This window comes from Hymenobacter taeanensis (genome assembly GCF_013137895.1).
GTDB classification, from domain to species: Bacteria; Bacteroidota; Bacteroidia; order Cytophagales; family Hymenobacteraceae; genus Hymenobacter; species Hymenobacter taeanensis.
In genome coordinates this window covers 1,685,087-1,711,718 of sequence record NZ_CP053538.1, presented here as the reverse complement: position 1 = coordinate 1,711,718, position 26,632 = coordinate 1,685,087, and the positions used below count along the sequence as shown (strand labels likewise).

23 protein-coding genes are annotated in these 26,632 nt (G+C 57.5%); 18 read left to right on the top strand and 5 right to left on the bottom strand.

The window, feature by feature from the left end; genetic code table 11:
- The first annotated feature begins 13 nt into the window (after positions 1 to 13).
- The 5 genes from HMJ29_RS07340 to HMJ29_RS07320 all read left to right on the top strand — a co-directional run bounded on the left by HMJ29_RS07340 (position 14) and on the right by HMJ29_RS07320 (position 4,719).
- The gene (locus HMJ29_RS07340; protein WP_171590870.1) at positions 14 to 1,240 is read left to right on the top strand and encodes a multidrug effflux MFS transporter; all 1,227 of its coding nucleotides are present in this window, start codon (positions 14 to 16) and stop codon (positions 1,238 to 1,240) included.
- A gap of 474 nt (positions 1,241 to 1,714) precedes the next feature.
- Entirely contained in the window at positions 1,715 to 2,806 is a 1,092-nt protein-coding gene (locus HMJ29_RS07335; RefSeq protein WP_171590869.1) for a 3-oxoacyl-ACP synthase III family protein, read from the top strand.
- Positions 2,807 to 3,087: 281 nt separating this feature from the next.
- Positions 3,088 to 3,588 (top strand): hypothetical protein, encoded by a 501-nt coding sequence (locus tag HMJ29_RS07330; protein ID WP_171590868.1) that lies wholly within the window; start codon positions 3,088 to 3,090, stop codon positions 3,586 to 3,588.
- Between the two features lie 67 nt (positions 3,589 to 3,655).
- Entirely contained in the window at positions 3,656 to 3,871 is a 216-nt protein-coding gene (locus HMJ29_RS07325; RefSeq protein WP_171590867.1) for a hypothetical protein, read from the top strand.
- 149 nt (positions 3,872 to 4,020) lie between these two features.
- Positions 4,021 to 4,719 (top strand): metallophosphoesterase family protein, encoded by a 699-nt coding sequence (locus HMJ29_RS07320; protein ID WP_171590866.1) that lies wholly within the window; start codon positions 4,021 to 4,023, stop codon positions 4,717 to 4,719.
- Here the strand turns inward: HMJ29_RS07320 and HMJ29_RS07315 are convergent.
- From HMJ29_RS07315 to HMJ29_RS07305, 3 genes are all read right to left on the bottom strand, one after another.
- Positions 4,716 to 5,522: a tetratricopeptide repeat protein gene (locus HMJ29_RS07315; RefSeq protein WP_171590865.1), complete on the bottom strand. Its 807-nt coding sequence runs from the start codon at positions 5,520 to 5,522 to the stop codon at positions 4,716 to 4,718. The genes HMJ29_RS07320 and HMJ29_RS07315 overlap by 4 nt on opposite strands.
- 99 nt (positions 5,523 to 5,621) lie before the next feature.
- A complete protein-coding gene (locus HMJ29_RS07310; RefSeq protein ID WP_171590864.1) occupies positions 5,622 to 6,137 on the bottom strand; it encodes a sigma-70 RNA polymerase sigma factor region 4 domain-containing protein in 516 nt (171 codons plus the stop codon).
- 131 nt (positions 6,138 to 6,268) lie between these two features.
- The gene (locus tag HMJ29_RS07305; RefSeq protein ID WP_171590863.1) at positions 6,269 to 8,509 is read right to left on the bottom strand and encodes a beta-1,3-glucanase family protein; all 2,241 of its coding nucleotides are present in this window, start codon (positions 8,507 to 8,509) and stop codon (positions 6,269 to 6,271) included.
- A gap of 508 nt (positions 8,510 to 9,017) precedes the next feature.
- Between HMJ29_RS07305 and glyA the strand changes: the two genes are divergently transcribed.
- From glyA to rpiB, 3 genes are all read left to right on the top strand, one after another.
- Positions 9,018 to 10,310 (top strand): serine hydroxymethyltransferase, encoded by a 1,293-nt coding sequence (gene glyA / locus HMJ29_RS07300; protein WP_171590862.1) that lies wholly within the window; start codon positions 9,018 to 9,020, stop codon positions 10,308 to 10,310.
- Between the two features lie 150 nt (positions 10,311 to 10,460).
- The gene (gene tatC, locus HMJ29_RS07295; protein ID WP_317241066.1) at positions 10,461 to 11,318 is read left to right on the top strand and encodes a twin-arginine translocase subunit TatC; all 858 of its coding nucleotides are present in this window, start codon (positions 10,461 to 10,463) and stop codon (positions 11,316 to 11,318) included.
- Between the two features lie 94 nt (positions 11,319 to 11,412).
- Positions 11,413 to 11,847, top strand: a complete 435-nt coding sequence (gene rpiB / locus HMJ29_RS07290) for a ribose 5-phosphate isomerase B (protein WP_171590861.1) — start codon at positions 11,413 to 11,415, stop codon at positions 11,845 to 11,847.
- A gap of 239 nt (positions 11,848 to 12,086) precedes the next feature.
- On the opposite strand, the gene HMJ29_RS07285 is transcribed toward rpiB, so the two are convergent.
- Entirely contained in the window at positions 12,087 to 13,502 is a 1,416-nt protein-coding gene (locus HMJ29_RS07285; protein ID WP_171590860.1) for a hypothetical protein, read from the bottom strand.
- Positions 13,503 to 13,726: 224 nt separating this feature from the next.
- On the opposite strand from HMJ29_RS07285, the gene HMJ29_RS07280 reads away from it, so the two are divergent.
- From HMJ29_RS07280 to HMJ29_RS07260, 5 genes are all read left to right on the top strand, one after another.
- Complete coding sequence (locus tag HMJ29_RS07280; RefSeq protein WP_171590859.1) at positions 13,727 to 14,161, top strand: ribosome-binding factor A; 435 nt, start codon at positions 13,727 to 13,729, stop codon at positions 14,159 to 14,161.
- Positions 14,162 to 14,250: 89 nt separating this feature from the next.
- The gene (locus tag HMJ29_RS07275) at positions 14,251 to 15,060 is read left to right on the top strand and encodes a class I SAM-dependent methyltransferase (RefSeq protein WP_171590858.1); all 810 of its coding nucleotides are present in this window, start codon (positions 14,251 to 14,253) and stop codon (positions 15,058 to 15,060) included.
- 92 nt (positions 15,061 to 15,152) lie between these two features.
- The gene (locus tag HMJ29_RS07270) at positions 15,153 to 16,382 is read left to right on the top strand and encodes an FtsX-like permease family protein (RefSeq protein WP_171590857.1); all 1,230 of its coding nucleotides are present in this window, start codon (positions 15,153 to 15,155) and stop codon (positions 16,380 to 16,382) included.
- 304 nt (positions 16,383 to 16,686) lie between these two features.
- On the top strand, positions 16,687 to 19,656 hold the full coding sequence (locus HMJ29_RS07265; RefSeq protein ID WP_171590856.1) for a DEAD/DEAH box helicase: 2,970 nt from the start codon (positions 16,687 to 16,689) through the stop codon (positions 19,654 to 19,656).
- Positions 19,657 to 20,042: 386 nt separating this feature from the next.
- Positions 20,043 to 20,648: a hypothetical protein gene (locus tag HMJ29_RS07260; RefSeq protein WP_171590855.1), complete on the top strand. Its 606-nt coding sequence runs from the start codon at positions 20,043 to 20,045 to the stop codon at positions 20,646 to 20,648.
- Positions 20,649 to 20,668: 20 nt separating this feature from the next.
- On the opposite strand, the gene HMJ29_RS07255 is transcribed toward HMJ29_RS07260, so the two are convergent.
- Positions 20,669 to 21,106, bottom strand: coding sequence for a hypothetical protein (locus tag HMJ29_RS07255; protein WP_171590854.1), 438 nt, complete (start codon positions 21,104 to 21,106; stop codon positions 20,669 to 20,671).
- 189 nt (positions 21,107 to 21,295) lie between these two features.
- Between HMJ29_RS07255 and HMJ29_RS07250 the strand changes: the two genes are divergently transcribed.
- The 5 genes from HMJ29_RS07250 to crtD all read left to right on the top strand — a co-directional run bounded on the left by HMJ29_RS07250 (position 21,296) and on the right by crtD (position 26,554).
- Positions 21,296 to 21,751 (top strand): SRPBCC family protein, encoded by a 456-nt coding sequence (locus tag HMJ29_RS07250; protein ID WP_171590853.1) that lies wholly within the window; start codon positions 21,296 to 21,298, stop codon positions 21,749 to 21,751.
- Positions 21,752 to 21,853: 102 nt separating this feature from the next.
- Complete coding sequence (locus HMJ29_RS07245) at positions 21,854 to 22,387, top strand: hypothetical protein (RefSeq protein WP_171590852.1); 534 nt, start codon at positions 21,854 to 21,856, stop codon at positions 22,385 to 22,387.
- A 98-nt stretch (positions 22,388 to 22,485) separates the two neighbouring features.
- Positions 22,486 to 23,673, top strand: a complete 1,188-nt coding sequence (locus HMJ29_RS07240; protein WP_171590851.1) for a class I SAM-dependent rRNA methyltransferase — start codon at positions 22,486 to 22,488, stop codon at positions 23,671 to 23,673.
- A gap of 20 nt (positions 23,674 to 23,693) precedes the next feature.
- Positions 23,694 to 24,983 (top strand): hypothetical protein, encoded by a 1,290-nt coding sequence (locus tag HMJ29_RS07235; protein WP_171590850.1) that lies wholly within the window; start codon positions 23,694 to 23,696, stop codon positions 24,981 to 24,983.
- Positions 24,984 to 25,048: 65 nt separating this feature from the next.
- Positions 25,049 to 26,554, top strand: a complete 1,506-nt coding sequence (gene crtD / locus HMJ29_RS07230; RefSeq protein WP_171590849.1) for a 1-hydroxycarotenoid 3,4-desaturase CrtD — start codon at positions 25,049 to 25,051, stop codon at positions 26,552 to 26,554.
- Positions 26,555 to 26,632: the final 78 nt, after the last annotated feature.

The window sequence follows — 26,632 nt, the reverse complement described above, 5'->3', positions numbered from 1 at the left end:
GGCGCCGCACCCTATGAGCAAACAACGGTATTTCCTGCTGATCTTAATTTTAGGTACCCTGGCGGCGCTGGGGCCCTTCTCCATTGATATGTACCTGCCGGGCTTCCCGGCTATTGCCAAAGACCTGCGCACGTCAGTGGCGGAGGTGTCGTTGTCGCTTTCCAGCTTCTTTGTGGGTGTCTCGGCGGGGCAGCTACTCTACGGGCCGCTGCTAGACCGCTTTGGCCGCAAAAAGCCTCTCTACGTGGGGTTGCTGCTGTATGTACTGGCCTCTGTAGGCTGTTTTCTGGCCTACTCCATTGATGCTCTGATTGCCCTGCGGTTTGTGCAGGCCTTAGGCAGCTGCGCCGCCACTGTAGCCTCCGTAGCCATGGTGCGTGACCTGTTTCCGGTGAAAGACAGCGCCAAAGTATTTGCACTGCTCTCACTGGTAATCAGCGTGTCGCCAATGCTGGCCCCCACGGTGGGTAGCTACATGGTAGGGGCCTACGGGTGGCAGTCGGTGTTTCTGGTGTTGTTTGGTATGGGCGCGCTTATGCTGCTGGCGGCAGTGCTGTGGCTACCCGAAAGCTACCCACCCGACCCCAGCTACTCCCTGCACCCGCGCCCCATTCTCACCAACTTCTGGACGGTGAGCAAGAATCCGCAGTTTTTCACCTACGCCCTCACCGGAGCCATGACGTTCGGGGGGCTACTGGCCTACGTTTCGGGCTCCCCGCTGGTATTCATGGACATCTTCGGAACCAGTGAGCAGCAGTATGGCTGGATTTTCGCCTTACTGTCAGTAGGCTTTATCGGTTCTAGCCAGGTAAACAGCTGGGTGCTGCGCTACTACCGCAGCGAGCAAATTGTGCTAGTGGCCATGGTGTGCCAGTCGGTGATTGGGGGAGTGTTTCTGCTGGGTACTATGCTCGGCTGGTTTGGGCTGGGGGCCACTATTGGTATGCTCTTTCTGTTTCTGTGCTGCCTGGGCTTTGCCAACCCCAATGCGGCGGCACTTTCTATTGCACCCTTCGCTAAAAACGCCGGTAGCGCGGCCGCCCTCATGGGAGCCACTCAAATGGCAGTGGGTGCCCTGGCTTCCTTTGGAGTAAGTGTGTTCAATACGCACACCGCCGTGCCCATGGTAGCCATTATGGCTGTTTCGGCCCTGCTGGCGCTACTGATTCAGGCAGTTGGCCGCCGCGTTATTGGGCAGCCAGTAGCCGTAGCCGATGACGCGGCCGTGCTGGCGCACTAAACTCAGCCCAGCCCGCGCACCCGTTCTAGCAAAGATTTAAACCAGCAATTGCGCACCAACCAAAAACATCAGGGCATCAGGTGCGCTTCAGCAGTATACCAAAGCGCACCTGATGCCCTGATGACTTATTAGCTTCACGCCCCTACATGCGCCAGCAGCCTCTGGCCAGTGAGTAGAGTAAAAATATACTTTGCTAGAAGCAGAATTAGGGATGTGGTAAAAAAGCAAATAGTTCTACTCGCGCAAAGGCAAGAAGGAAGCAGTTAGAGCGAACATAATGTGCCAAAAGAGTGAAAACGACGATTGTTTGATAGATAAATTAAGTGGAAGGGTCTGTTTACGCTCCTGCTTTACCAGAATATTTCATTTTATAATTCTTTGAAATCGTAAATCACAAAAGAGCTAACTCGGCCTATAAGCCCGTATTATGTTACTTTTGATTTGATCGACATATGAGCCGCATCCAATAAGTACATGATCAACAACCCCAGGATTTACTCCGTCATTGTCGGCTCAGGGAGCTACATTCCACCCAGCATTGTTACCAACCAAGACTTCAGTACCACCGAGTTCTATGATTCTTCGGGTGCCCGGCTGCAAAAGCCCAGCGCCGAGATTGTGGAGAAGTTTGAGCAGATAACCGACATTCAGGCGCGGCGCTACGTGACCGAGGACCAGGTAACCTCTGATATTGCGTTTCTGGCCGCTCAAGACGCCCTTACGTCGTCGGGAATTGACCAAGAGGAGCTTGATTATATTATTGTGGCGCACAACTTTGGTGATGTGCCCGCCCACAACAAGCGCACCGATATGGTGCCCAGCTTGGCCGCACGGGTAAAGCACAAGCTCGGAATTGTGAACCCCTACACGGTGGCCTACGACTTGCCGTTTGGCTGCCCAGGCTGGCTGCAAGCCGTAATTCAGGCCGACTACTTTCTGCGCTCCGGCGACGCCAAGAAAATTCTGGTGATCGGGGCCGAGGTGCTGTCAAGAGTATCTGACCCCCATGACCGCGACAGCATGCTGTACGCTGACGGGGCCGGCGCTGTGATTCTGCAGGGCGTGGAAAGCACCGAGCCCGTGGGCATCATCACGCATACTACCCGCTCTGATACCGAGCGGGCAGCCCACTTGTTGCGCATGGGCTCCTCCTACAACGCCGAGTACGCCGGCACCGACCAGTTCCTGAAAATGGATGGTCGCAAGCTCTACGAATATGCCCTCAAAACTGTGCCCCAGGCCATCAAGGCTTGCCTCGAGAAAGCGCAGGTGCCCCTCGCTGAGGTGCATAAAATCCTGATTCATCAGGCCAACGGTAAGATGGATGAGGCTATTCTCAAGCGCCTCTACAGCCTCTACGACATACAGGCGGTGCCGCAGGACGTGATGCCCATGACCATTTCGTGGCTGGGTAACTCCTCAGTGGCTACCCTACCCACGCTGCTTGACCTGATGCTGAACGATAAAATGGACAACCACGAAATCAACGACGGCGATACGCTGGTGTTTGCTTCCGTGGGTGCCGGCATGAACATCAATGCCGTAGTATATAAAATGCCTGCTTAACTGGCCTACGAGTAGCCAGGCCACTGCGCCGCTGCTAAAAAGCCCGGAAGCCGCTCTGCAATTCCCGTTGTCTTTTCAGGCAATGAGTTTGCGGAGCGGCTTTCGGGCTTTTATGTGTGGGATAAGGCTGAAACGGCTGGGCCAAGAAGATAGTGGAACAAGCTAAGGGGCAGAGGGCAAGAATTTTATACTGTGCTACCAGTAGCTCAGCTAAACCCAAACTCCCAAACCACAGTACATTCTATTGTACTACCTCCCACTCCCAGCTTTAGACTACTATTATGGCCATTGACCCCAATAAGCGTCCGGTTCGTGTCATTAATGATGACACCACGGACCAGGAATTAGCTGCCGGACATATCATTCCAGGCGCAGACCCACCTAAGAACGAATCGGCCCGCGGTGGTTTTGGCAACCGCGACGGCAAAGAAGGCTACGGTACCGATAGCGAATCAGGCATAACTGCCGTAGCGGTGAATGAAAACACCGATGACGCCCAGCGGCCCAAGGATAACATGCGCAGCAACGAGGAAGGCCGCGAGGACTTGCCCAACCAGGACATGCCACAAGACCGTGACCCCGACTTGCAGCCCCGCCGCCCCGTAGACGAGTTGGATGCCGATGATGACCGGCCCGGTAAAGACGAGATGCGTAACCCCAACTCCCGCGTGGGTATGGGCCAAATGGAGCAGCGCCAGCCCAACAACGACGAACTCGCTCGCCGGGGCACTAACGCCGACCTAACCGACCGCAACGCCACGGATACGGCCATTGATCAGTAGTAGCCCAGGGGCTGGTGCACACCAGCCTTACTTTTCGTTTGAAAACAAACTTCAAAGCCCGAAACCTATGTCTGACCACACCAATAACACCAACCAGCAGTCAAAGGAAAACCACGGCAGCCCCACGCAGTCGGAGCAGCCTAAAGGCGCCGGCGACCTGCCCGTAAACGACCTCGATCAGCAAACGGAGGACCGCTTGGAGCAGGAAGCCCTGGATGCCGGCCTGCGCCACCCCAACCGTAACCTTGATAAGCCCGACCTGGATAAGCCGGCCTATAGCTAAGCAAACGCGTTGGCAGCAATGCCTTGCACTGCAAAGTGGCCTAGCGCCATTGAGCTCGCACACACTAGTCAGCAAAAGCACCTGCCATTAAAAGCAGGTGCTTTTACTATTTAATAAGAATCCTTGTTTGTGTCATCACCACTACTTTTATGGCCCGCTACGCCACCACCGATATTCATGGCTGTCTGCTTTCCTTCCGTCATTTAGTTGAGGAGAAGCTTAAGCTCACACCCCAGGATGAGCTTTATGTGCTGGGCGACTACGTGAACAAAGGCCCCGACAGCCGTGGCGTGCTCGACTACCTTATGCGGCTCCCTGACCGGGGGTACCAGGTGGTGTGCCTGCGCGGCAACCACGACCAGGAGCTGCTGGATGCAGCCCGCGGCCTGGAGCACCTCACCTGGGCCTCAGCCGACGACCGGGCCCTGACGCTGCAGAGCTTTGGCGTGAGCCGGGTAGAGGATATTCCGGCGCCTTACCTCTGCTGGCTCGATGATTTGCCCTACCAATTTGAACTGCCTGATTTTGTGCTGGTGCACGCCGGTTTCAATTTCCGATTGCCCCCCGCAGAAATGCGCCGTGACTGGCACACCATGCTCAATACCAAAGAGTTTGTGATGGATGCCTCCCGGCTGGGCGGTAAGCGGCTGCTGCATGGCCACGTGCCAACCCCCACTAGCACAGTGCAGCAGCGGGCGGAAGGCCATGCCCAGGCCATTGGGCTGGATACGGGTTGCGTGTACCGTCACAACCCTGAGCTTAGCCACCTGGCCGCGCTTAATCTCGATACGTTTGCGTTAACCCTACAGCCCAATATGGAGGAGCCGTATGAAATAGCAAAGCGCTAGCGGGATAGTTGGTCGGTTTGCAGGAGGCGCTGAGCGGCTTGTTGGTACGGGTTGCCAGCATCGTCGGCCACGGTTTGTAGGGTGGTGCGGGCCTGCTCCGGTTGCTGCGTAAACCAGTATGACATACCCAAGTGATACCGGGCCTTTGGCGCCAGCACCGAGCCCGGCTGTTGACTTACTTTGCGCAGAAATGTTTGGGCATCCTGAGCTTTCTCGGCTTCCTGGCGGCACTGGCTCAGCAGAAAGATGCCGGTGTAATACAGCAGGGTGTCCTGGCCGAGGTTAGTAGTAGGCACGCGGCGTAGCGTGAACAGGGCCGTAGGGTAGTGCCCTTCTTTGTATTCGCGCATGGCTTCGGCCAGGAGCGGGCGCCGCTCCTCGTTGATAACCGCCGCGGGTAGGCCCTCATCGGGTACATAATACTGAGCCCAGGCCTCTTCCAGGGAAGAGTTGTTGGGGCGAAGCAGCAACCACAGTGCCAGCGCGGCCACGGCCACCAAACTGGCCAGTAGGCCCCAGCGTTTTTGAGTTTTGCGCTGCTGCTGCTTAATGCGGGTCAGGGCTTGCTGGCGCTGATTGAGGCGGCGGTCCAGAGACTCTAAGCGTAGGCGCAGGGTTTCGTGGCCCGCTACCCAGCGTAAATCGGCGGTTAGCTGCTCGTAGGTGAGGAAGGCTTGTGCCAATACTGCATCCTGCTCCAGGCGCAGCTCAAAGGCTTCCTGCTCAGCAATGGTCATCTGCCCATCGGCAAAGCGTTCCAGCTCTTCCAGGTAGGGGCGCAGATCGGGGGCAGACGGGGCCATGCTAAAACCAGGGATACAAGTAAGCCGCGGGCCAGGCCAGCGGGGCGCGGAGGATAATGGAACCAGGGGCTAAGCTACGCAGAAGCTGGCAGCCGCCCGCTACAAGCCAGTGCTTTCGCTGCGCAGGCGCAGCTCATAGAGCTGGCGCAGGCACCCGGCTTTCTGGATGCGGGCCACCGTAGAGTTGGCAAAGCCCATTTTGCCGGCTACCTTCTCAAAGTTGTAGCCCCGGAAATAGAAGTACATCAGCACCTTTTGGCAGTCGGTGTTAAGCTGCCGGAACAGGCCTAGCAGGTATTGGCGGCGGCTGGCCTCAGCCACGGGCAGCTCGGTGGTGGTGCGGCCGGCTACGGCAAGGTGCTCTCCGGCCATGCCGTATAGGTAAGCCCGCAAATCAGGAGGGAGCTTGGTCATGCGGCCGTCTGCTACCTGATCGTAGAACTCCACCAGCACCGTCCGGAGCAGCTCGTGGGCAGCGGCAGGGGCCAGGTTGTGTTGCCGCCGGGCCCAACGGGCAAATAGGCCGCGGTTCTGCTCGTAGAAGTTCACCAGAAACGACTGGTTGCCTACGCGCAGACTGGTCAGGACTTCGGCTAACTGCTGAGAGGTGTTCATAGTGGCAAGTAACAAGGAACTATCGACAACGAGCAAGCTCCACCGTAAAATGAGTGGCCTAGGCCGGTGATTTACGCAAAAAAAGGCCGCCCAACGCTGGGCGGCCTTTTGCCTATTGGGTGTAGAGAAACCTATTTGGTGAAGCGCCTGGTAACTACGCGCTGGTCTTGGGTGCTTACCTGCAGCAGATACATGCCGCTGGTGAGCTTCTGCACCGGTGCGGCACCTTGGTCGAAGGCCCCTTCGGCCACAGTTTTACCGCGCACATCCAGAATGCGGTAGCGGCTACCCGCAAGCTGCCCGTCTAGGCCACTTAGCTGCACGCGGTCGGTTGCTGGGTTGGGGTAGAGTTGCGCGGCGTCTAGGCTGCGGGCATCGGTGGTGGCCAGCGTGGTGCGGGCAGCGGTGTTAGATTTCGTAATCCGAATCCAGTTGATGTTCCAGCCGCCGGTTTGAGCATAGATGCCAAAGTTGTAGGTGCCCGCGTTGATGGTCACCGTCCGGGAAACGGTAGTCCAGGTCTGCCAGCCGCCGGTGGCCGGAATGGCAGTGCTACCCAGCTGAATAGCGCCGGCATTCAGGTCGGAGGAGACAGTGCCCCCGCTGGCCCCGCTGGCTACGCGGTACTCAATAGTGTAAGTGCCCGAGGTGGGGAAGTTGATACCATTGAACACCAAGTAGTCACCGGCATCTACGTAGCCCATATTTTGGCCGCCACCCGCATCGGAGCAGGCCTCCACGGTCATGCCGCTGTTCACGTTGGCGGCTTCAGCCTGGAGCAGCAGGCTAAATGTGGTGCTGGTGGTAGCGGTACGTACCCGCAAGGAGGTTGCCTTGTCGTTCCAGTTGCCGGTGCCCAGTGGGTTATTTACTAGGCAGGTGTTGCCAGCGCTGCCCACCGTGAGCGTGCCCCCAGTGAAGTTGTCGTTTTCATACAGCACCACTTCGTAGCCGGTATTCACCTTAAGCGAGGAAATGTCGTCGTTGAGGATGCCGCGGCTCTGTAGCGCCGCCAGGTTGTAGTCGCCCACGGGCAGATTTACGGCCGTGCCGGTGTAGTTGCAGTCTTTGTACATGGTGCTCACACCCGTGGCCGGGGGCGGCGTGCTGCCGGCGTACCCGCCAAAAGTAGCAATGACTTTGGTGGGCCGTGGCGTTTGCAACGTGGCCGACTGGTCGTTTACGTCGTCATAAGCAAACCCATAGGAGAGGTTGTCTACGCTGATGCCGGGCAGGTGCCAGAAACGGGCGTAGTAGTTGGCCGGGCCGGCCTGGTAATACTTGCTGGCATCGTACCAGTTCTGCTGGCCGGGGGTGGGGGTGGTCACGTCTACTACGTGGCGGTTGATGGCGGCCGTCATCTGGGCCTGCACCACTAAGTCGCAGTCGCCGTCGCTTACCCGGTTGTCGAGCAGGCCCTTGCCCTCAAATGCCATTTGGGTGGTTGGGCGGCCATTGATGATGCCCGTGCGGCCCGCAAAAGCGCCCGACTGGCCTACTACTACCAACCGGTCGTTGGCATCTACGCGGCCCTTGAATACGCCCGCGTTGCCAGCGTAGAAGATCAAGTCAGTGCTCTTATACTTGTTCCAGATGGCATCAATGTAGCTTTTGAAGTACTGCCCATAAGGGCCGGCTACGGTGCCGTTTGAGCCATCCTGGAAGGCCGCGGTTTTGGAGGGAAAGGTAATTTCACCTGTTGTGTTGTTAACGTTGCCCTGGAACTCAGTGGGCACGTTAGCCTTGTAGGCGGCCACAATATCGGCGGCAGTTTTCAGCTCGCCGGTGCGTTTCTGGTAGCCGCTGCCAAATAGCTCTAAGCCCATGGGGTAGCGGAACGCATCAACGCGGGTGGTGTTGCCGAAGAAGCCGGAAGCGTTGTTGGTCAGTTCAATAAACTCATATTTAATGTCCCTGTTAGGGTCGTTCGGGTTTTGAGGGTTGGGTGCGGCGTAGCCCGAAGGTGCCCCCGAGGCTCCAAAGAAATACAGATACAGCTGCTGGCCCTGCGAGATGAAAACCCGGCAGCCCGCAATGTAAGGCAGCGTAAACGTCTTGTTCGGGATGTCGCTGAGGCGCGTGAAGCAGGCCGCATAGCGCGAGTTGCCGCCGGGGCCAGTGTTGCCATTATATGTAGGCCCCAGTGCCGTATTGTACGACGACGACATGGGCAGTACCTGTCCGTTCTGCGCGTTAATCCAGACGTGGTTACCGGCTGGGTCAATGCCTACAATGGCTACGTACAGCGTGTTATCGGCGTAAGGCGAGTTGTTGGCAATAGTAAACGGAATGCTGCCTTGGGCCCAGGTGACCAGGGGGCTGAGCACGCCGACAAGCAAGGTCAGCAAGGCAAGTAGAGTACGCTTTTTCATACGATGAATTGGTTGTGGTGGGAATGGATTGGACAGTGCACACTAGGCCACTACTGCTGCGGCGGAAGCAGGTGTAACCCGTATGTGTAAGCAAGCTGAAGGGCAGCGAGGTCAGAAGGGGAAAGGGGGGGCCCAGGAGCGGCGCCGGGGCTAGGCTGCTACCGCAAGAGGCGGCGTAGCAGCAATAGGATAATTGAAATATATCTGGCCTTTTTCGAGAAATAAAATTTCTGGTTTGGTGACGTGGCGGGGTACGAGCAGCTTAGAATCACTTAATCCTCATTGAGGAGCAGGTTACTTCACATGCGCGGCGCGGCGCCCAAGCTTACCTGGCCTACTGCGCATTCTGGGCCTGACACTTATTGCACACGCCGCCAACCGGTTGATGCTAGGCCACATAACCAAATTTTGTAACTCGCTCCGTACTAAAATGGATAGCGTCGTGAGAACGGCAACGCACAATTTTGCCATCTCACAATTTCACCGTTGATCCGCTACCTTTGAAGCCATGGAAACGCAAGCCACCACCCTCGCCCAAGACACGGCCATCTTCGACCTCATTCAAAAGGAAAAAGAGCGGCAAACCCACGGTATTGAACTCATTGCTTCTGAAAACTACGTTTCGGAGCAAGTAATGCGGGCCCAGGGCTCCATTCTCACCAACAAATACGCCGAGGGCCTGCCCGGCAAGCGCTACTACGGTGGCTGCGAAATAGTTGATCAGATTGAGCAGCTGGCCATTGATCGCGCCAAGGAGTTGTTTGGCGTTGAGTGGGTAAACGTGCAGCCGCACTCCGGGGCCCAGGCTAACGCGGCCGTGATGCTGGCCGTGCTCAACCCCGGCGACAAAATCCTCGGCTTTGACTTGAGCCACGGTGGTCACCTCACCCACGGCTCGCCGGTAAACTTCTCGGGCAAGCTCTATAAGCCCTCGTTCTACGGCGTAGAGCCCGAAACCGGCCTCATCGACTGGGAGAAGGTAAAGGAAACCGCCCGTCGTGAGCAGCCTAAACTCATCATCTGCGGCGCCTCAGCTTACTCCCGCGACTGGGACTACAAAGCCCTGCGCGAAGCCGCCGACGAGGTAGGTGCCCTGCTGCTGGCCGATATTTCGCACCCCTCCGGCCTCATTGCCAAAGGCTTGCTGAACAACCCCTTCGACCACTGCCACATTGTAACCACCACCACCCACAAAACCTTGCGCGGCCCCCGCGGCGGCCTCATTCTGTTGGGTAAGGACTTCGAGAACCCCTTCGGCATCAAAACCCCCAAGGGCGAAATCCGGATGATGAGCAGCCTGCTCGATGGTGCCGTATTCCCCGGTACCCAGGGCGGCCCCCTGGAGCACGTAATTGGGGCCAAGGCCGTAGCCTTCGGCGAAGCCCTCAGCGACGCCTACACCGAGTACACCCACCAGGTAATTAAGAATGCCCAGGCGCTGGCTGGTGCTTTTGTGGAGCGCGGCTACCAGATCATTTCTGGCGGTACTGATAACCACCTGATGCTGATTGACCTGCGCAGTAAAGGCCTCACGGGTAAGCTCGCCGAGAATACCCTCATCAAGGCCGACATCACCATCAACAAAAACATGGTGCCCTTCGATGATAAGTCGCCCTTCGTGACCAGCGGCATGCGTATTGGCTCGGCCGCCGTAACCACGCGCGGCCTGCGTGAGCCCGATATGGTGCGCATCGTAGACTTCATTGACGAGGTGCTGACCCACAACGCCGACGACGCCCGCATCAGTCAGGTGCGGGGGCAAGTGCAGGAGTGGATGCAGCAGTACCCCCTCTTCGCGTAAGGTGAACTGGTGAGCCGGCGCCCAAGCAAAATCCATCGATTGTAGGCTGGTAGCATCCTGTTTGGGTTAAATTTCGTTTGTCTTTCGCTGGGTGCTGTATTTGCCTGCCGACCCACCATTTCTCTACCTCACCTTTTGGCTACTTCCCCCTTGAATACCGAACAACCTGTGCGGGGCGACCAGCACGAAATGTCTTTCATAGACCACCTGGAAGCTCTGCGGTGGCATATCATCCGTGCGGCCATTGCGGTGGTGGCGTTTGCCACTGCTGCCTTCTTTTCCAAGGAGTTCCTGTTTCACGACCTCATCCTGGGTCCCTCGCGCCCCGACTTCTGGACCTACCGGATGTCGTGCAAGTTTGCCGCCTGGCTGGGTGCGCCTAACGTGTGCATTGATAAAATCGGCTTCGTGATTCAGAACCGCGAGATGAGCGGGCAGCTGACCATGCACATCAGCACGAGCTTTATCGTGGGGCTGGTGCTAGGCTTTCCGTATTTGTTCTGGGAGCTGTGGCGCTTCATTAAGCCGGGCCTGTACCCACATGAGCGCCAAAACTCCCAGGGAGCGGTGTTCTTCGTGTCGTTGCTGTTTGCAATGGGCCTGTTGTTCGGGTACTACATTGCTGCTCCCATGAGCATTCAGTTCCTGGCCGGCTACGTGGTTGACCCCACCATTGAGAACCAGATTGACATGCAGAGCTACCTGAGCACGCTCACTACCATGTCGGTGGCTTGCGCATTCGTATTTGAGCTGCCCATGATTGTGTTCTTCCTGGCGAAAGCGGGCCTGATTACCCCCGAAATCATGCAGGTGTACCGCAAGCACGCCATTGTGGTAGTGCTGGTTATTGCGGCCATCATCACGCCCCCCGAGGTTACTTCCCAGATCATTGTTACCATCCCCATTGTGCTGCTCTATGAGCTCAGCATTAATATTGCCCGCGTAGTAACGCGCAACCGCACGGCCTCCCTAAACGCGCAGCTTGCGGAAAACCAGGGCGTAGCCTGATTTTACTTGTTTGCATGAAGCAAGGGCTGGCCCGGTGAACGTTTCGTTACCTGGCCAGCCTTTTTCATTTTCGCTCCATCCTAATCCTTTTGATATGAGTAACCTGATTGCCATCGGCTCCGACCACGCTGGCTTCGAGTACAAGCAGATGCTAGGCCAGTGGCTGCGCGACAATGGCTACGAGGTCCGCGACTTCGGCACCCACTCCCTTGATTCCGTTGATTACCCCGACTTTGTGCACCCGCTAGCCTCGGCCATTACCAGCGGTGAGCTGCAGCGTGGTATTCTGGTGTGCGGCTCCGCCAACGGCGTGTGTATCACGGCCAATAAGCACCAGGGCATTCGGGCGGCTATTGCCTGGGAAGAGGAGCTGGCTACACTGGCCCGCCAGCACAATGATGCCAACATCATCTGCATCCCGGCCCGCTTCATCAGCGAGGAAACTGCCCGCGGTATCGTCAGCCAGTTCCTGAACACCGCCTTCGAAGGCGGCCGCCACCAAACCCGCGTGAACAAGATCAGCTGCTAGCGGTGAGTTGGTGATTACGTGAGTTAGTGAAGTGTCATTGCGAGCGAAGCGAAGCAATCCTTCCTTTGATGCGCGCGTACCTTTGACCTGTGTAAAAGCCCTTACCTCCACGCAGGAGGTAAGGGCTTTTCTAGGATTAAGGCTTCTCACTGCGAATAGGAAAGGTTGCTTCGTCATGCTTCCTCGCAATGACAGGCCTAGGCCACTTCACTGACTTGCGTAATCACCAACTCACCGTTTCACCGCGTCAGCCGGTACACCTGGGGGGTATTGGTACGCTCGTAGCGGCCGAAGATGGTGGGCACTTTGTACTGCAGCTCCGGCATAAGTCCGGCCTGATCAATGAGGTAGCGGGGAGGCGCCGACTCGAAGTTCTGCGACAGGCGGAACACAGCGTCGTACTCGTTCAGGTGGCCAAAGTCGACCTGCGCCAGTTGCCAATCGAGGTACGGGGTGGCCAGGCGGTTTTTGAGGTAGGGGCGCTGGTCGGGGCCGAGTACCAGCAGGTGCTGGCCTTCCAGAAAGGCGTAGTTCGGGTGGGGGTTCACGGCGTAGTTGCTCTCAGGCGGTAGCTGAAGCACACGCTCCAGGTGCAGCACCGTGCGGTAGCGGATAACCACCACCGCCGCCAGCACCAGCACCAGCAGTACTTCGGGCACCCAGGCCCGACGGGCTTTTTGCCACAGAAACAGGCAGTAATAGGTGAGGGCCGGCAGAAACAGTACCAGCGTGCCCGTAGCCATGCCCCGGCCTACTGCCGCCATACCCGTTGCCACTAGCAGCCACACTAGCATAAGCTGCTGAAATTTAACCTGAAATACCAGGCCCAGCGGCGTAGTGAAGCTGCGCACCAGCCCTATCAGCAGCAGCACGCCCGGCAGAATCAGCAGCCGCAGCAGCACCCACAGGGGCAGTCCGTCGGTTTCGTTGGCCAGGCCCTGCAGTGTGGGCTGAAGATGAAACTGCACGAAACCCGCCAGCGAATTGGTGTAGAGGAAGAAGGTGCCTGCCACTGCATACGGAAACAGAAAGCCACAGACCAGCAGCAAAAAGCTCCTGAACGAGTTAGCCGCAAAGATGATAACGGCAAACAGGCCTACCAGCAGAAACAGCGCCAGCGGCAGGTAGCACAGCGCCGCCACGCCCACCAGAAAACCCGCCCTGAACAGCCGGCGGTTATCGTACCCCTCCCGTGAGGTAGGCAGCAAGGCACTCAGGGCCGCAATAATAAACGTGTGGCCTACCAGCAGCGGCGAGAGGGTATCGAGGTCGGAGGTGAGGCTGGCCAGTAGCAGGTAGGCCAGGGCGCCTACGTAGCCGCGCTCGGGGTGCACATCAGCCCGGTTAAGCACAAAGTTGAAGCGCAACGCCTGGAAGCCCAGCAGCAACAGCGCTAGCACGCGGTAAAGCCACAGTGGGCGGTTGGCCACAAACTCAAGGGTACCGAATAAAGCCGCTGCCAGCGGAGCAGTGCTGTCGTATAGGTCGCGGTACGGAATGGCTCCGTCGTGCAGCCGTTCGCCCACCAGCAGGCCGTGTAGCTCTACTGGCGTGAGGGCCACGCCCCACCACAGCAAAGGCAGCCGCACCGCCAGCAGCAGCACCACCAGCGCAAACAGGCGGGTAGGAAGGGAGCTTTTAAAGAATTGAAGCAAGGAACATGAGGGGCTTAGAAACTGAGCTAACCGCGCTAAAGTGGCCTAGGCCACTCCGGCTTGGCCCGCCCGGATATAGCAAAGATAACCGCCAAGGCCACCAGCGCAGTCAGCTCTTTTCTGGGGCTCAGGGCTGCCCCTGCCCGTAGGCCAGTCTGGCGGCGGGTAGGCCCCGCAACTTCCTGCGCTGCCAAGCCCCTAACTTCCTATCTTTGCGGATTCTTATGGAAAGCAAACGACAGCAAAAAGTAGCCAGCCTGCTCCAGCAGGAATTGTCCGCCGTATTTCAGCGCGACCTCCCGCACCTGTTTCCGGGCTTGCCGCCGGGCATTAGCTTGGTGCGCGTATCGCCCGACCTGGGCGTGGCCCGCGTGTACCTGAGCCTGCTGCTGGCCCGCGATGTGGCAGCGCAGCAGACGCTGGTAGAAGATAACGTGAAGGTGATTCGGCAGGCCCTGGCCAAGCGTGTGGGTAAGCAGCTCCGCATTGTGCCCGACCTGCAGTTCTTCATCGACGACTCGGCGGCCTACGCGGCCCACATGGATAAAGTGTTCGGTGACCTGCACATCCCGCCCGCCCCCTCCGGAGACGATGCCGAGTCCGGCTCCGAAGACAGCAAGCCCCAGCGCCCCAAACTCTTCGCCGACGAAGACGAATAGGTGAAATTGCGAATTTGTGAAGAGGAATAAATCCTCCACTCTTTCACAGGCGCCACTTCACAACTTCACAAACTCACAACTTCACCCCCTTGTATTACGACCCGATTAAGAAGTCGCTCGGCGAAGTCTTCAACCGTACGCCCTGGCTGCGGCGCTTGTTTTATCACCTCCTCGATTTGCTCCTGCTCCGGACCTGGCACGTGCACCGTGAGCTGCGCCAGTGGGCTAAGGGCCGCCTCCATGAGCCTACCAGCATTCTGGATGCCGGCTCGGGCTACGGGCAATACACCTACTGGATGTCGGGCCTGAGCAAGAAGTGGGAGATTCTGGCCGTAGATGTGAAAGACGAGCAGGTAGCCGACTCTAACCGGTTCTTCCGGCAGATTGGCCGCACCAACGCTCAGTTTGCCGTGCAGGATCTGGTGCTGTATCAGCAGCCCAACACCTTCGATCTGGCCCTGTCAGTAGACGTAATGGAGCACATTCTGGAAGACGTGGAAGTGTTCCGTAACATTCACGCCTCCCTCAAAGACGGCGGCATGCTGCTCATTTCCACCCCCTCTGACCAGGGCGGCTCCGATGTGCACGCCGACGGCGAAACAAGCTTTATTGAAGAGCACGTGCGCGACGGCTACAACATTCACGAGATTCAGCAGAAGCTGCGCACCGCCGGCTTTGAGCGCATTGAGGCGCAGTACAGCTACGGCGAGCCGGGCCAGGTGTCGTGGCGCCTCAGCATGAAATACCCCATTCTGATGCTGGGCAAATCAAAGCTGTTTTTTCTGCTGCTGCCCTTCTACTATCTCGTTACCTTCCCCTTCTGCCTGGTGCTGAACTGGTTTGATGCGAATACCAAGCATGATTCGGGTACGGGCCTGATTGTGAAAGCCTGGAAATAGACCTTTTGCGCCCAGTGGCGTATCTTGCTCCAAACTAGGCAGGTCTAAACCCTTCGTATTACGCTACCTATCAGCTCCTGCGCGCCCCGCACGTGAACGTACCATTGCTCATTGCCCGGCGTTATTTTCTCTCGAAGAAGAAGCGCAACATCATCAGCATCATCTCTAACATCTCCATGATTGGCGTGGCGGTGGGAACGATGGCGCTGATCATCGTGCTGTCCGTGTTTAATGGGCTGGAAGATTTGGTGCGCAGCCTCTACGGCAAATCAGACCCCGACCTGGTTGTTACCGCCGTGCAGGGTAAGTCCTTTATGCTGGAGGCGCCCCTGATGACGCGCCTTACCACTACCCCCGGCGTATCCCTCGTGACCCAGGTAATTGAGGACAACGCCCTGCTGCAGTATCATGACCGCCAGATGGTGGTGAAGATGAAGGGTGTATCTGCTAATTACCACTACCAAAGCAACATCGACTCGGCCATTGTGGACGGCGACCATCGCCTCCACCACGACGGTGCCGATTATGCCTTGCTGGGGGCCGGCGTGCAGCACGAGCTCAGCATCACGCTCAACAACCGCTTCTCTCCCATGCGGCTGCTTTACCCCAACAACACTGGCAAGAAAACGCTTTCCATGAACCCCGAAACGGCGTTCAACGAGCAAAGCATTCTGGCAGGCGGCATATTCCTGATTGAGCAGCACATCGACGACAGCTATGTGTTTGTGCCGCTGGAGTTTGCCCAAAACCTGCTGAAGTACGGCAACCGCCGCACGGCCCTGGAGGTGAAAGTAGCGCCTGGTTTCTCCGTAGAAGACGTGAAAGTTGCCTTGAAAAAGCAGTTAGGCAGCCCCTTTAAAGTGCTGGACTCCGATGAGCAGCATGTGAGCCTGCTCAAGGCTATTAAGGTGGAGAAGATGTTTGTGTTTATCACCTTCGCCTTTATCCTGCTCATTGCTTCCCTCAATATCTTCTTCTCGCTCTCCATGCTGGTCATTGACAAGCGGAAGGACATTGCTGTGCTTATGGCCATGGGAGCCAGCACCAGAACGGTGCGTAACATATTTTTGCTGGAGGGCGCCATTGTGGCCCTGGTTGGCGCTATCACTGGCCTAGTACTGGGGGTAAGCATCTGCTGGGCCCAGCAAACCTTTGGGCTTGTGAGTATGGGCATGGCAACCAGCGTGGTAGACTCTTACCCAGTGAAGATGCAGTCATCAGATATCTTCCTGACGGCCATAGCCATCATTATTATTACGATTGCCGTTTCTATCCGTCCGGCGCTAAACGCCTCGCACCTTGATGTGCGCGAAAACCTGTAGGCGAGTAAGGTGCTTTTAGCCTGTTACCGGCTTGGGTTCAAAGCTTAAATAGCGCATTACTTGCGTAGGCCACATATTCGCTCGGCAACTCAGCCTTAAGTAAAGTTCAGCCCTTAGGCGAGTGAATATAATTTAACCCCGAAAAGGCCCTTATATTCGTCTACTCCAAAGGGTGGTTGGACCGGTATTAATGCACGTCGGTCTTTATAGTATAACTATTCTTTGAATGAATTTTACTTTTTATGAAATAATCGACTATTTGTCAATTGTTATTACTTTCAACGCTGCATATTAGCCGCCGACTATGAAGGTTTCTACTTCACAGCCATTTCAAATTGTTTATTCTCTACTCGAGCATGAGTATTTAGGCTATTTATTCGAGTCATATATCGTTCAGCGTAACCAGCGCGGGCAGCTTACCCTACAGCACCAGACCGTATCGGCTAAAAACGCTCCGGAGTTTGCCGATGGCCTGGATATACTTGACTTCGAGCTTATTGCCCTCACCGACCAGATTCAGCAGGATGTGGTGATGAAGGAGTTCTGGCCGAAAAAGACTACCCCCGCGGAGTTTTTCCTCAAGATATACGACCCCGAAAAGGGCGACAAGGCCCTGCAGGAAACCATCTGCCAATACGTGCAGGAGCGTATGGGCCAGATCCTGGAACGCCTGCAGGGTAAGCTGGTCTTCATCATGGGTAAGGATGGGGAGCCTACCTGGCGTGAGATTCGTGTAGCCACGGAACCCGCTTCGGTGTTGTTTCACTTCCGCCGCAACGAGGACAGCACTCACTACTTTCCTACCATTCAGTACAAGGGCCAAAAGCTCGACTTTCAGTACAAGAATGCCGTGATAGTGTGCGAGCAGCCGGCCTGGCTCTTGCTCGGTGATGTGCTGCACAACTTCCATAAGGATGTGGACGGCAAGAAGCTCAAGCCGTTCCTAAACAAGAAGTTCATTGTAATTCCGCGGCAAGTGGAGGAGAGCTACTTTCAGCGCTTCGTGGCGCCGCTGGTAGAGTCGTTTGACGTGCACGCCCGTGGCTTCGATATTCGCTCAGAACGCTACGTGGCGCGGCCCCACCTTACCTTCTCCGATGCTCCTGGTGCTACAGTAATGGCCGCTGAAACCAGCCGCCCTACCGGGCCGGGTCGCCGGGCAAGCACTGCCGTGGCCACCGTAACGGCTGAGGCCGCTGTTTCTGACCATATTCACTTTGACCTGAGCTTCCGCTACGGCGACCATACCGTGCACACGGGCCATAGCAAGCGGGTGTGCGTGAAGCTGGAAAAGCAGAACGACAACTACATCTTTCACCGGCTCATCCGCAACCTCGACCGGGAGCGGGAAATCATCAGTGAGCTCTACGACCGGGCCCTGGAGGTGCGCAATGGCCGCGCAGTACTGGAGAAGGCCACGGCCTTCCGCTGGCTCCACAACCACGCCGACGACCTTGTGCGCCTGGGCTTTACGGTGCAGCAGGGCACTACCTCCGGCAAAGACTACTTTATCGGGACAATTACGGTGCAAGTGGGCATCACGGAAACCAACGACTGGTTTGATGTGCACGGCACCGTACAGTTTGGGGAGTTTGAAATTCCCTTTATCAAGCTGCGCCCCTACATCCTGAATAAGCGCCATGAGTTCCGGCTGCCCAACGGGCAGATTGCCATTATTCCGGAGGAGTGGTTTACGCAGTACCTGGAGCTGTTTGCGTTCAGTGAAGAAAACCACCACACGCTCATGCTGCGCAAGCACCATCTGGCGCTGGTATCAGACCTGCAGAATGGCAATCTGGCTACCGTGCTCATGTCGCGGAAGCTGGAGAAGCTGCGCGAGTTTGAGATGGTAGAGGACAAGCCCATGCCCGCGGGATTCCGGGGGGAGTTGCGCCCCTATCAGAAGGCTGGCTACAACTGGCTCCATTTTGTGCAGGATTACCATTTTGGCGGCTGCCTCGCCGACGATATGGGCCTGGGCAAAACAGTTCAGACCCTGGCCTTGCTGCTTGACCGTAAGGAAAGTGGTGCTGCCAAAGGAGCCGCTTCACTGCTGGTGATGCCTACCTCGTTGGTGTACAACTGGATGAGCGAGGCCTTCAAGTTTACCCCTGGCCTACGTCTGCTGATTTATACCGGCACCTACCGCGACAAAAACGTGGAGCAGTTCGCCGACTACGATGTGGTGCTGACCAGCTACGGCATTGTGCGCCTGGATATTGAGCTGCTGAAAAGCTACAAGTTCGATTACGTGATTCTGGATGAGTCGCAGGCTATCAAGAACCCCAGCTCCACTACCTCGCAGGCTGTGCGGGGGCTGCACTCCCGCCACCGCCTGATCTTGACGGGTACGCCCGTGGAGAACAGTACTATGGACTTGTGGTCGCAGATGTCGTTCATCAACCCTGGTTTACTGGGCTCACAGTCGTTCTTTCGCAAGGAGTTCCTGAAGCCCATTGAGAAGGGCAAGGACGAGGCCAAGACCAAGCGCCTGCATGCCCTCATCAAGCCCTTTATTCTGCGCCGCCATAAGGCCCAGGTGGCCCGCGAACTGCCCGAGAAAATCGAGCACCTCAGCTACTGCCCCATGACCGAGGAGCAGCAGCACTGCTACGAGGAAACCAAGAGCTTCTACCGCAACAAGATTCTGCAGAGCATTGAGGAGCACGGCACCGCCAGCACCCAGTTTATGCTACTGCAGGGCCTCACCAAGCTGCGCCAGATTGCCAACCACCCCCGCATGGCCGACGAAGAGTACGAGCATGAGTCGGGTAAGCTGCGTGAGGTGGTGCGCATGATTAAGAGCGTAGTATCGGAGGGGCACAAAGTGTTGGTGTTTAGCCAGTTCGTGAAGCACCTCGACATTGTGCGGGCTTCGCTGGATGAGCGCCAGATGGAGTACGCCTACCTTGATGGCAACACCCGCGACCGGCACAAGGAGGTAGCCCGCTTCCAGGAAACCGAGGACTTACGCGTGTTCCTGATTTCGCTGAAGGCGGGCGGCGTAGGCCTCAACCTCACCGCCGCCGACTACGTGTTCATCCTCGACCCCTGGTGGAACCCCGCCGTGGAAGCCCAGGCCGTAGACCGGGCCCACCGCATTGGGCAGCAGCGCACGGTATTTACCTACAAGTTCATCACCAAGAACACGGTGGAGGAGAAGATTCTGGCCCTGCAGAACAAGAAAATTCAACTGGTTACCGATCTGATTACCACCGACGAAGCCATTATCAAGAGTCTCACTAAAGAGGATATAGAGGAGTTACTAGGTTAATCAAGGTTAACCAGCTACTATAGGACTTTGTAACGCTATTTCTAAAGTATATATGGGTTTATTTGATGCTCCAGAGCCCGTAGGGGTTGAGATAAAAGGACAAGTATTACAGTGTGTGGTTTGCCACCACGACCGGTTCTGGCGGCGTGCGGCCCAACTAAATACAGCAACGGCCACATTTTTTCAAGTGGAGTGGACCAACCCTTCTGCCGTGTGCTACGAGTGCGATAATTGCGGCTACATTCATTGGTTCATGCCGAAGTAAGCAGGAGTCCCTGGCAATAGTAGCTTAGACCTACATTTCGGCTCCTTATTTTTCGGGTAATATGACTTTTTCTTGCATACTACGAGCAGTTGCCGTAGCTGGTGGGTGGGCAACGCTTGCCGTGACGACTGTCTATGCCCAAAATACGGAGCCATCTACTGGGCGCTTTTCCCTGCAAGCGCATTATGGCGTCAATGGGAATTTCTTCACGTCCTCGCAGGTGAGGGAGTTTCCGGGAGAGTATACCCGCACCAATTTTCTGGGCACGGCCGGTGGCGGGCAAGTGGCCTACCGCATAAGCCCTAGTAGCAGCGTGGCGCTGGAGTATACCCGCAGCGTCAACTCGAAGCCGGTTCACTTCACACAATACATTGGCCCGAATGGCTATCCGCTGGAAAGTGACCTGCGGATTCGCTATATCAACAACGCCTTTCAGGCGGTGTACGAGCGGCAGTTTAGCCGAAGCTCCAACTGGAAGTACCACGCTGGCCTCCTCTACATGACCACGGCCTCCCAATCGTTGCACACCGGGCGCTATCTATCCGTTGATGAAGTCAACCGGAATAACAGCTATTCTGAGGAAGCAGGGGTAGTGGCAGGTTTGGAATACTCCAGGCCTATTGACACGCACTTCCGGTTGGGCCTGCGGGCACGCGGCTACTACCTTATATCAGTCACTACATTTGAGATGGTGACGCTTACCCCCACGCTCACCTATAGCTTCTAGGCCAGGAAGCGGAGCAGGCCTTACTTTAGTAACAGGCAACCTTCGCAGTTATCGGGGCACCTTTCGTAGCTCTCAGCTACTAAAGCGCTAGTAGTGGTACTTTTCCCGTTCAGTAGATCAGCGCCGGTTGAGTCTACACCCACCAGCACAACACCGTAATAGCCCTTTTTCTTCTCCACTCTATACACGCGCAGGCCAGCACAGCCTGGCTGCCTCAGAATGGAGTCGATAACGGTGGCATTGCAATAGTTTGCGTTTGTGTTCTTCGGGTGGTCGTCCTTGTAGCGTTTGGCTTTGATGGCAGCACTATCCTTTGGTAGGAATCGTCCGGCCTTTGGGTTAAACTTCTTATCTGTATTACCACCGGTGCCTGCATCCCCTGGTTCTTGACAGCTAGCAACCAGGCCCAGGGTGCTCACAAGCATGAAAGCCAGCCAAACATTCGTTAACTTTTTCATAAGCAGGGTAAGTGTGTGCAAAGGGGGTAAGTACAAGCACCCAGGCATAGCCTGTAGCATATAACCTGTCAACCACAGCAGGCGGAGTATATTACAAAATATTATTGTATAGATATAATATTTGTCATTTAGCGCAGCATAAGGGGGTTCTATATAAACAAAGGTCGTGGTGCGGAGGTACTACCGGGTATGCACTTCACCCTTCGCACGCACGTTGCTACACCGCCCGCCCAGGTGTGGGCCGGTTTTACCCGGGAGCTCTTTTTAGCGCTGGCCCCGCCGTTTCCGCCGTTTCATTTGCGGCGCTTCGATGGCTGCCGCCGCGGCGATGAAGTGCACATTGAACTAGGCGCAGGCCCTTTTCGGCAGCCCTGGACCTCGCTCATCACCGATCATGGGGTAGAGCCCGGTGGCACGTACTACTTCGTGGATGAAGGTCAGGTGCTGCCTCCTCCGTTGCGGTTCTGGCGCCACCGACACCTCATGCAACCTGCCCCCGGCGGGGGTACCTACATTGTGGAAGACCTGGAGTATCGTACTGGCCTACGTGTACTTGATTTGCTGATGCAACCAGTTATGTGGGCGCAGTTTGCCTGGCGTAGGCCTATCTACCGGCGCTGGTTTGGCAAACCAAGTGTCGGGTAATGCACGAAAACCAAACGGTAGGGCAGCGCCAACCGGCCAGCTCCCGTATAGGACCGCAGCAAGTAGCGTAGCTTGCGCCTGCTTCTGGTTTTGCCCATGCGTATGATCTGTACTTCTGCTCGCCGTACCCGGCTTTTCCTGCATCTTTCTCTGTCCCTGCTGCTCCTCACGCTTGCGTCGGGGTGCCGCAGTGCGCAGTCGGCGTTTCAGTTTCGGCCGGCTCCTAGCGTAGCTGCCAGGCCAGCTCCGGCACCGGTAATTGAGGTTACCCACGCTCCAGTGGCAACTGAGGCAGCTTCTACCCCGCCAAAGGCGGTTAAGGTGGTACAGCCTCCCTTACTGAAATCGCGCCAGCTACGGCAACAGCTGCGGCGGGCAGTAGCGCAAGCTGCGGCACCCGGGCAGGCACTAAAGCCCTTGCTGGTGCGGCCTGCGGCGCAAGGCGTGCGCCGGGCTGCCGGGCCACGCCATACTACTGAAGTAGGCCTAGGCACTACCGTGTTGGGTGTGCTGGGGCTGGTGGTGCTACCTATCAGCCTGATTGGGCTGTTGATTTGGGGTGGTCCGGTATGGGCTATTCTGGCGGGCCTGGCGGCACTGGCGGTGCTGGTAGCCTACCTCGATCCGTTCGGTTAAGAGAAGATGTAGCTTGCTCACCAGGGCTGTTGCCCCGAAGCTAGGCCACCGCCGGGCTATGGTGTACCTTTGCAGTCCGCTTTTCAACTTTTGCTGCCATGCCTGCCACTATCACGCTCAAACCCGGTAAAGATCAATCCCTTCGTCGCCGCCACCCCTGGGTGTTTTCGGGGGCTATTGGCCGCATGCAGGGTGAGGTGGTAGAAGGTGAGGTAGTGCAGGTGCAGGCTGCCAACGGGGAACTGTTGGGCGTAGGCCACTACGCTCCCGGCTCCATTGCCGTGCGCATGCTCGACTTTGGCCCCGATGCCCAACTGCCCGATGCTGACTTTTGGGAAGCGCGGCTGCGCAATGCCTACCAGCTGCGCCAGGGCCTAGGCCTCACCGGCACTGGCAATACCAATGTGTACCGCCTCACCCACGCCGAGGGCGACGGCGTGCCTGGTCTTATCATTGACGTATACGGCGACGTGGCCGTGGTGCAGGCTCACAGCGCCGGCATGTACAAGGCTCGCCCCCTCATTGCGGCGGCGCTGCAGGCCATAATACCTGGCCTCCGCGCCATCTACGACAAAAGCGCAGAAACCGTGCCTGCTAAAGCCGCCCCCGGTGCCCAAAACGGCTACCTCTTCGGGGAGGGCAACGGGCAGGAGCACATTGTGCAGGAGAACGGCCACCCCTTTGCCGTCGATTGGGAGTCGGGGCAGAAGACCGGCTTCTTCATTGACCAGCGCGACAACCGCAGCCTGCTGGCCCGCTATGCCCCCGGCCGCCGCGTGCTCAACACGTTCTGCTATACCGGCGGCTTCAGCAGCTACGCTCTGGAGGCCGGCGCTGAGCTGGTGCACTCCGTGGACAGCTCCAAGAAAGCCATCGAGCTGACTGAGCGCAACGCCGCCCTCACGGGCCTGGCGAGCAAGCACGAGGCTTTCGCGCAGGATGTGTTTACCTTCATGAAGGACACCGAGGAGCAGTACGACCTCATCGTGCTTGATCCGCCGGCCTTCGCTAAGCACCTCTCGGCCCGCCATAATGCCCTCATGGGCTACAAGCGCCTGAACGCGGCTGGTATTAAGCATATTGCGCCGGGTGGGCTGCTGTTTACCTTCAGCTGCTCGCAGGTAGTATCGGCGGAACTGTTTGAGGGGGCCGTGCTGGCCGCCGCCATTGAGGCCGGCCGCCCCGCCCGCATCCTGCACCGCCTCACCCAGCCCGCCGACCACCCCGTGAGCCTGTTTCACCCCGAGGGCGAGTACCTAAAGGGGCTGGTGCTGGCGGTGGAGTAGGGCGCTTACTGCTTGATGCGATGCTGAGCGAACCGGTTGTTAATAGGCCTATTAGACGTAATCCCTTTCTCACGTTAGGAGCTGCTAGTCTGATCTTAACTGCCTGCGAGCAGCGCCAGGCTGCTGAACGAACCGCCGCGCCCATCCGCGCTACCGACACTGCCATGACGGTGGCCCTACCGCCGGCCCAACCCACTCCACCCGATACCACGGATGTCAGCCGCACCCACTTGGGCTACTTCTCAGGCCGCGACACAACATTTCATTTGGGCAAGCAGCGTTACCGCTTGCTGCTGCGCGCCGAAACTGATTCTACTAAGCCCCTGACCGCGGAGTCGGAGGGCATTACGGGTGGGGCGTTTGCCGAGGACACCAGCACCTTCGCTACAACCCGGCGCGTGCGTGGCTATGAGGGTGGTCAGGTCATTACGCTGCTTGATTCGGTGGGGCGACGGGTGTTCCAGCGGCGCCTGCGCAAAGCTGAGTTCTACGGTGTAGCCGGCCGCGATATTGTGACGGTGAGTGAGCCAAATAGGCCCAAATTCATTGGTGGTCATACTCCTAGCCAAACCTTGGCCTTTACCCTGGATATTGGAATCCCGTATAGCGACGTGTGGCAAAAGTGCGTGCTGGTGCTGGGCCTGGATGGTCGGGTGCGCCGTATCGTAAACAGCTACGAGTCTAATTGGGATAGCCCCGACTGTGAGCCCCGTATGCTGCCCAATGGTACCGTGCTAACCTGCCAGGGCCTGGTGCAGCCCACCGGCCGCCTGATAAGCCTACGGAAACCCAAGGCGCAAATAGTAGCTGCCTTTATGCTGACGGACAGTACGTTGCTCGTTGTGCATCGGTACGGAGAGTATCAACCGAGAGCGAGGAATACAGAAGCGGAGGCAGCGGACATGCCGGTAAGTGCCGGCTTCGGTGAGACAGACTGGGTGGAAGACCCGCGAATGCGCAGCGCGCCAAACTCTTTCGTAATCAACACGGAAGGGAAGGTGTTGAACAAGTTTCGCTTCGATGGCACTGGTGGAGTGATGTTCAACCAAGTGCCCCGGCACTATGCGTGGCAACTCCACTCGTATTATCTACTGGATGAGAAGCGCGGCCTGTACTGGCTCGACAAGCACAACCCCACTGCCCTTCAGGAAATACCGTTTCGGCAGATGGAGCGTTTCCGCCTGCCCCAGCGTCCAGCAGAAACGCGATTTATGATTGAATCTGAAGTGTCGAGCGTTTCCTATGTTTTCTACCTTGATCCAGCTCAGCCCACCAAGCTGCGCTATCAGCGGATCAAGCGCACAGAGTAGCACACAAATGAACTGCTACCGCCTTGGCCGGTTTACCACTAGCCTCTCACCCCATTCCTTGTTCTATGCCTGCCGCTCGTTTCCGCAAGTCCAGCTCCCCCAAACAGCCCGCCGCTATTATTGGGGCCGGCATTGGCGGTATTGCTACGGCCGTACGGCTGGCGCTGGCGGGGCATAAAGTCACGGTATTTGAGGCGCAGGAGAGCTTTGGGGGCAAGATGCACCAGCTGGTGCTGCCGGGCGGCTACCGCTTTGACGGGGGCCCCTCGTTGTTTACGCTGCCGCACTTAGTAGATGAACTGTTCCGGCTGGCTGGCCGCGACCCCCAAGAGCACTTCCGCTACCAGCGCCTCGACCCCATTACCCAGTACTTCTTCCCCGATGGTATCCAGCTCACTGCCTGGGCCGACGAGGAGAAGTTTGCTCAGGAAGTAGAGCAGAAGCTGGGCGTGCCCGCCGCGGAGGTGCGAGCCTTCCTCAAACGTAGCCAAGCGGCCTACGACGCCACCGCCGATACCTTCCTGCAAAAATCACTGCACAAGGCCAGCACCTACCTCTCGCCAGATGTGCTGAAGGCGCTGGCGGCCTTGCCCACGCTGGGTCTCACCAGCACCATGCACCAGCGCCACGCGGCCGCATTCCCGCAGGAACCGCGTTTGGTGCAGCTCTTCGACCGGTTTGCTACCTACAACGGCTCCGACCCCTACCAGGCTCCCGCCACGCTCAGCATGATTCCGCACCTGGAGCATGGGTTGGGCGCCTTCTACCCCGAAGGCGGCATCTACGCCATTGCCGAAAGCCTGGTAAAGCTGGCTGAGGAACTGGGCGTGCAGTTCCGCTACAACGAGCCGGTGGAGGAAATACTAACTGCTGCGGGCCGCGTGACTGGCCTACGCACCAGCCAAGAGGTTTACGATTTTGGGCTGATCATCAGCAACATGGATGTGGTGCCCACCTACCGCCACCTGTTGCGCGGGCAGCCGGCCCCCGAGCGTACGTTGCGGCAACCCCGCTCGTCGTCGGCCCTGATATTCTACTGGGGCGTTGGCCGGCGCTTCCCGCAGCTGGGCGTGCACAACATATTTTTTTCCGAAGATTATAAGCGTGAGTTCGACGCTATTTTCCAGGATAAGACGGTTTCCGCTGACCCTACAGTGTACGTGAACATCACCAGCGGCCACACGCCTACCGATGCGCCCGAGGGGCATGAGAACTGGTTTGTGATGGTGAACGTACCCCATGACCAGGGGCAGGACTGGCCTACACTGGTGGCGCGCACCCGGCAGGCGGTACTGGCCCGCGTGAGCAAGGCCCTGGGCACCGACGTAGGCCCGTTGATACGGGCCGAGCACGTGTGGGACCCGCCGGGCATTGCGGCCCGAACCTCCTCGTTTGGCGGGGCGTTATACGGAAGCTCCTCCAACAACACAATGGCGGCCTTTCTGCGGCACCCCAACTTTTCGCAGCAACTGGAAGGCCTGTACTTTTGCGGGGGCTCAGTGCACCCCGGCGGCGGCATTCCGCTCTGCCTGCTCTCAGCCCGCATTGTGGCCGACCTGATTACCCGGTAGCTGGCAGACAACGGAAACGCTGGGCGCTGCCAGCACGTTTTGCTGAACTACCAGGCGCTAGCCTTGTTCTGGGGGCGC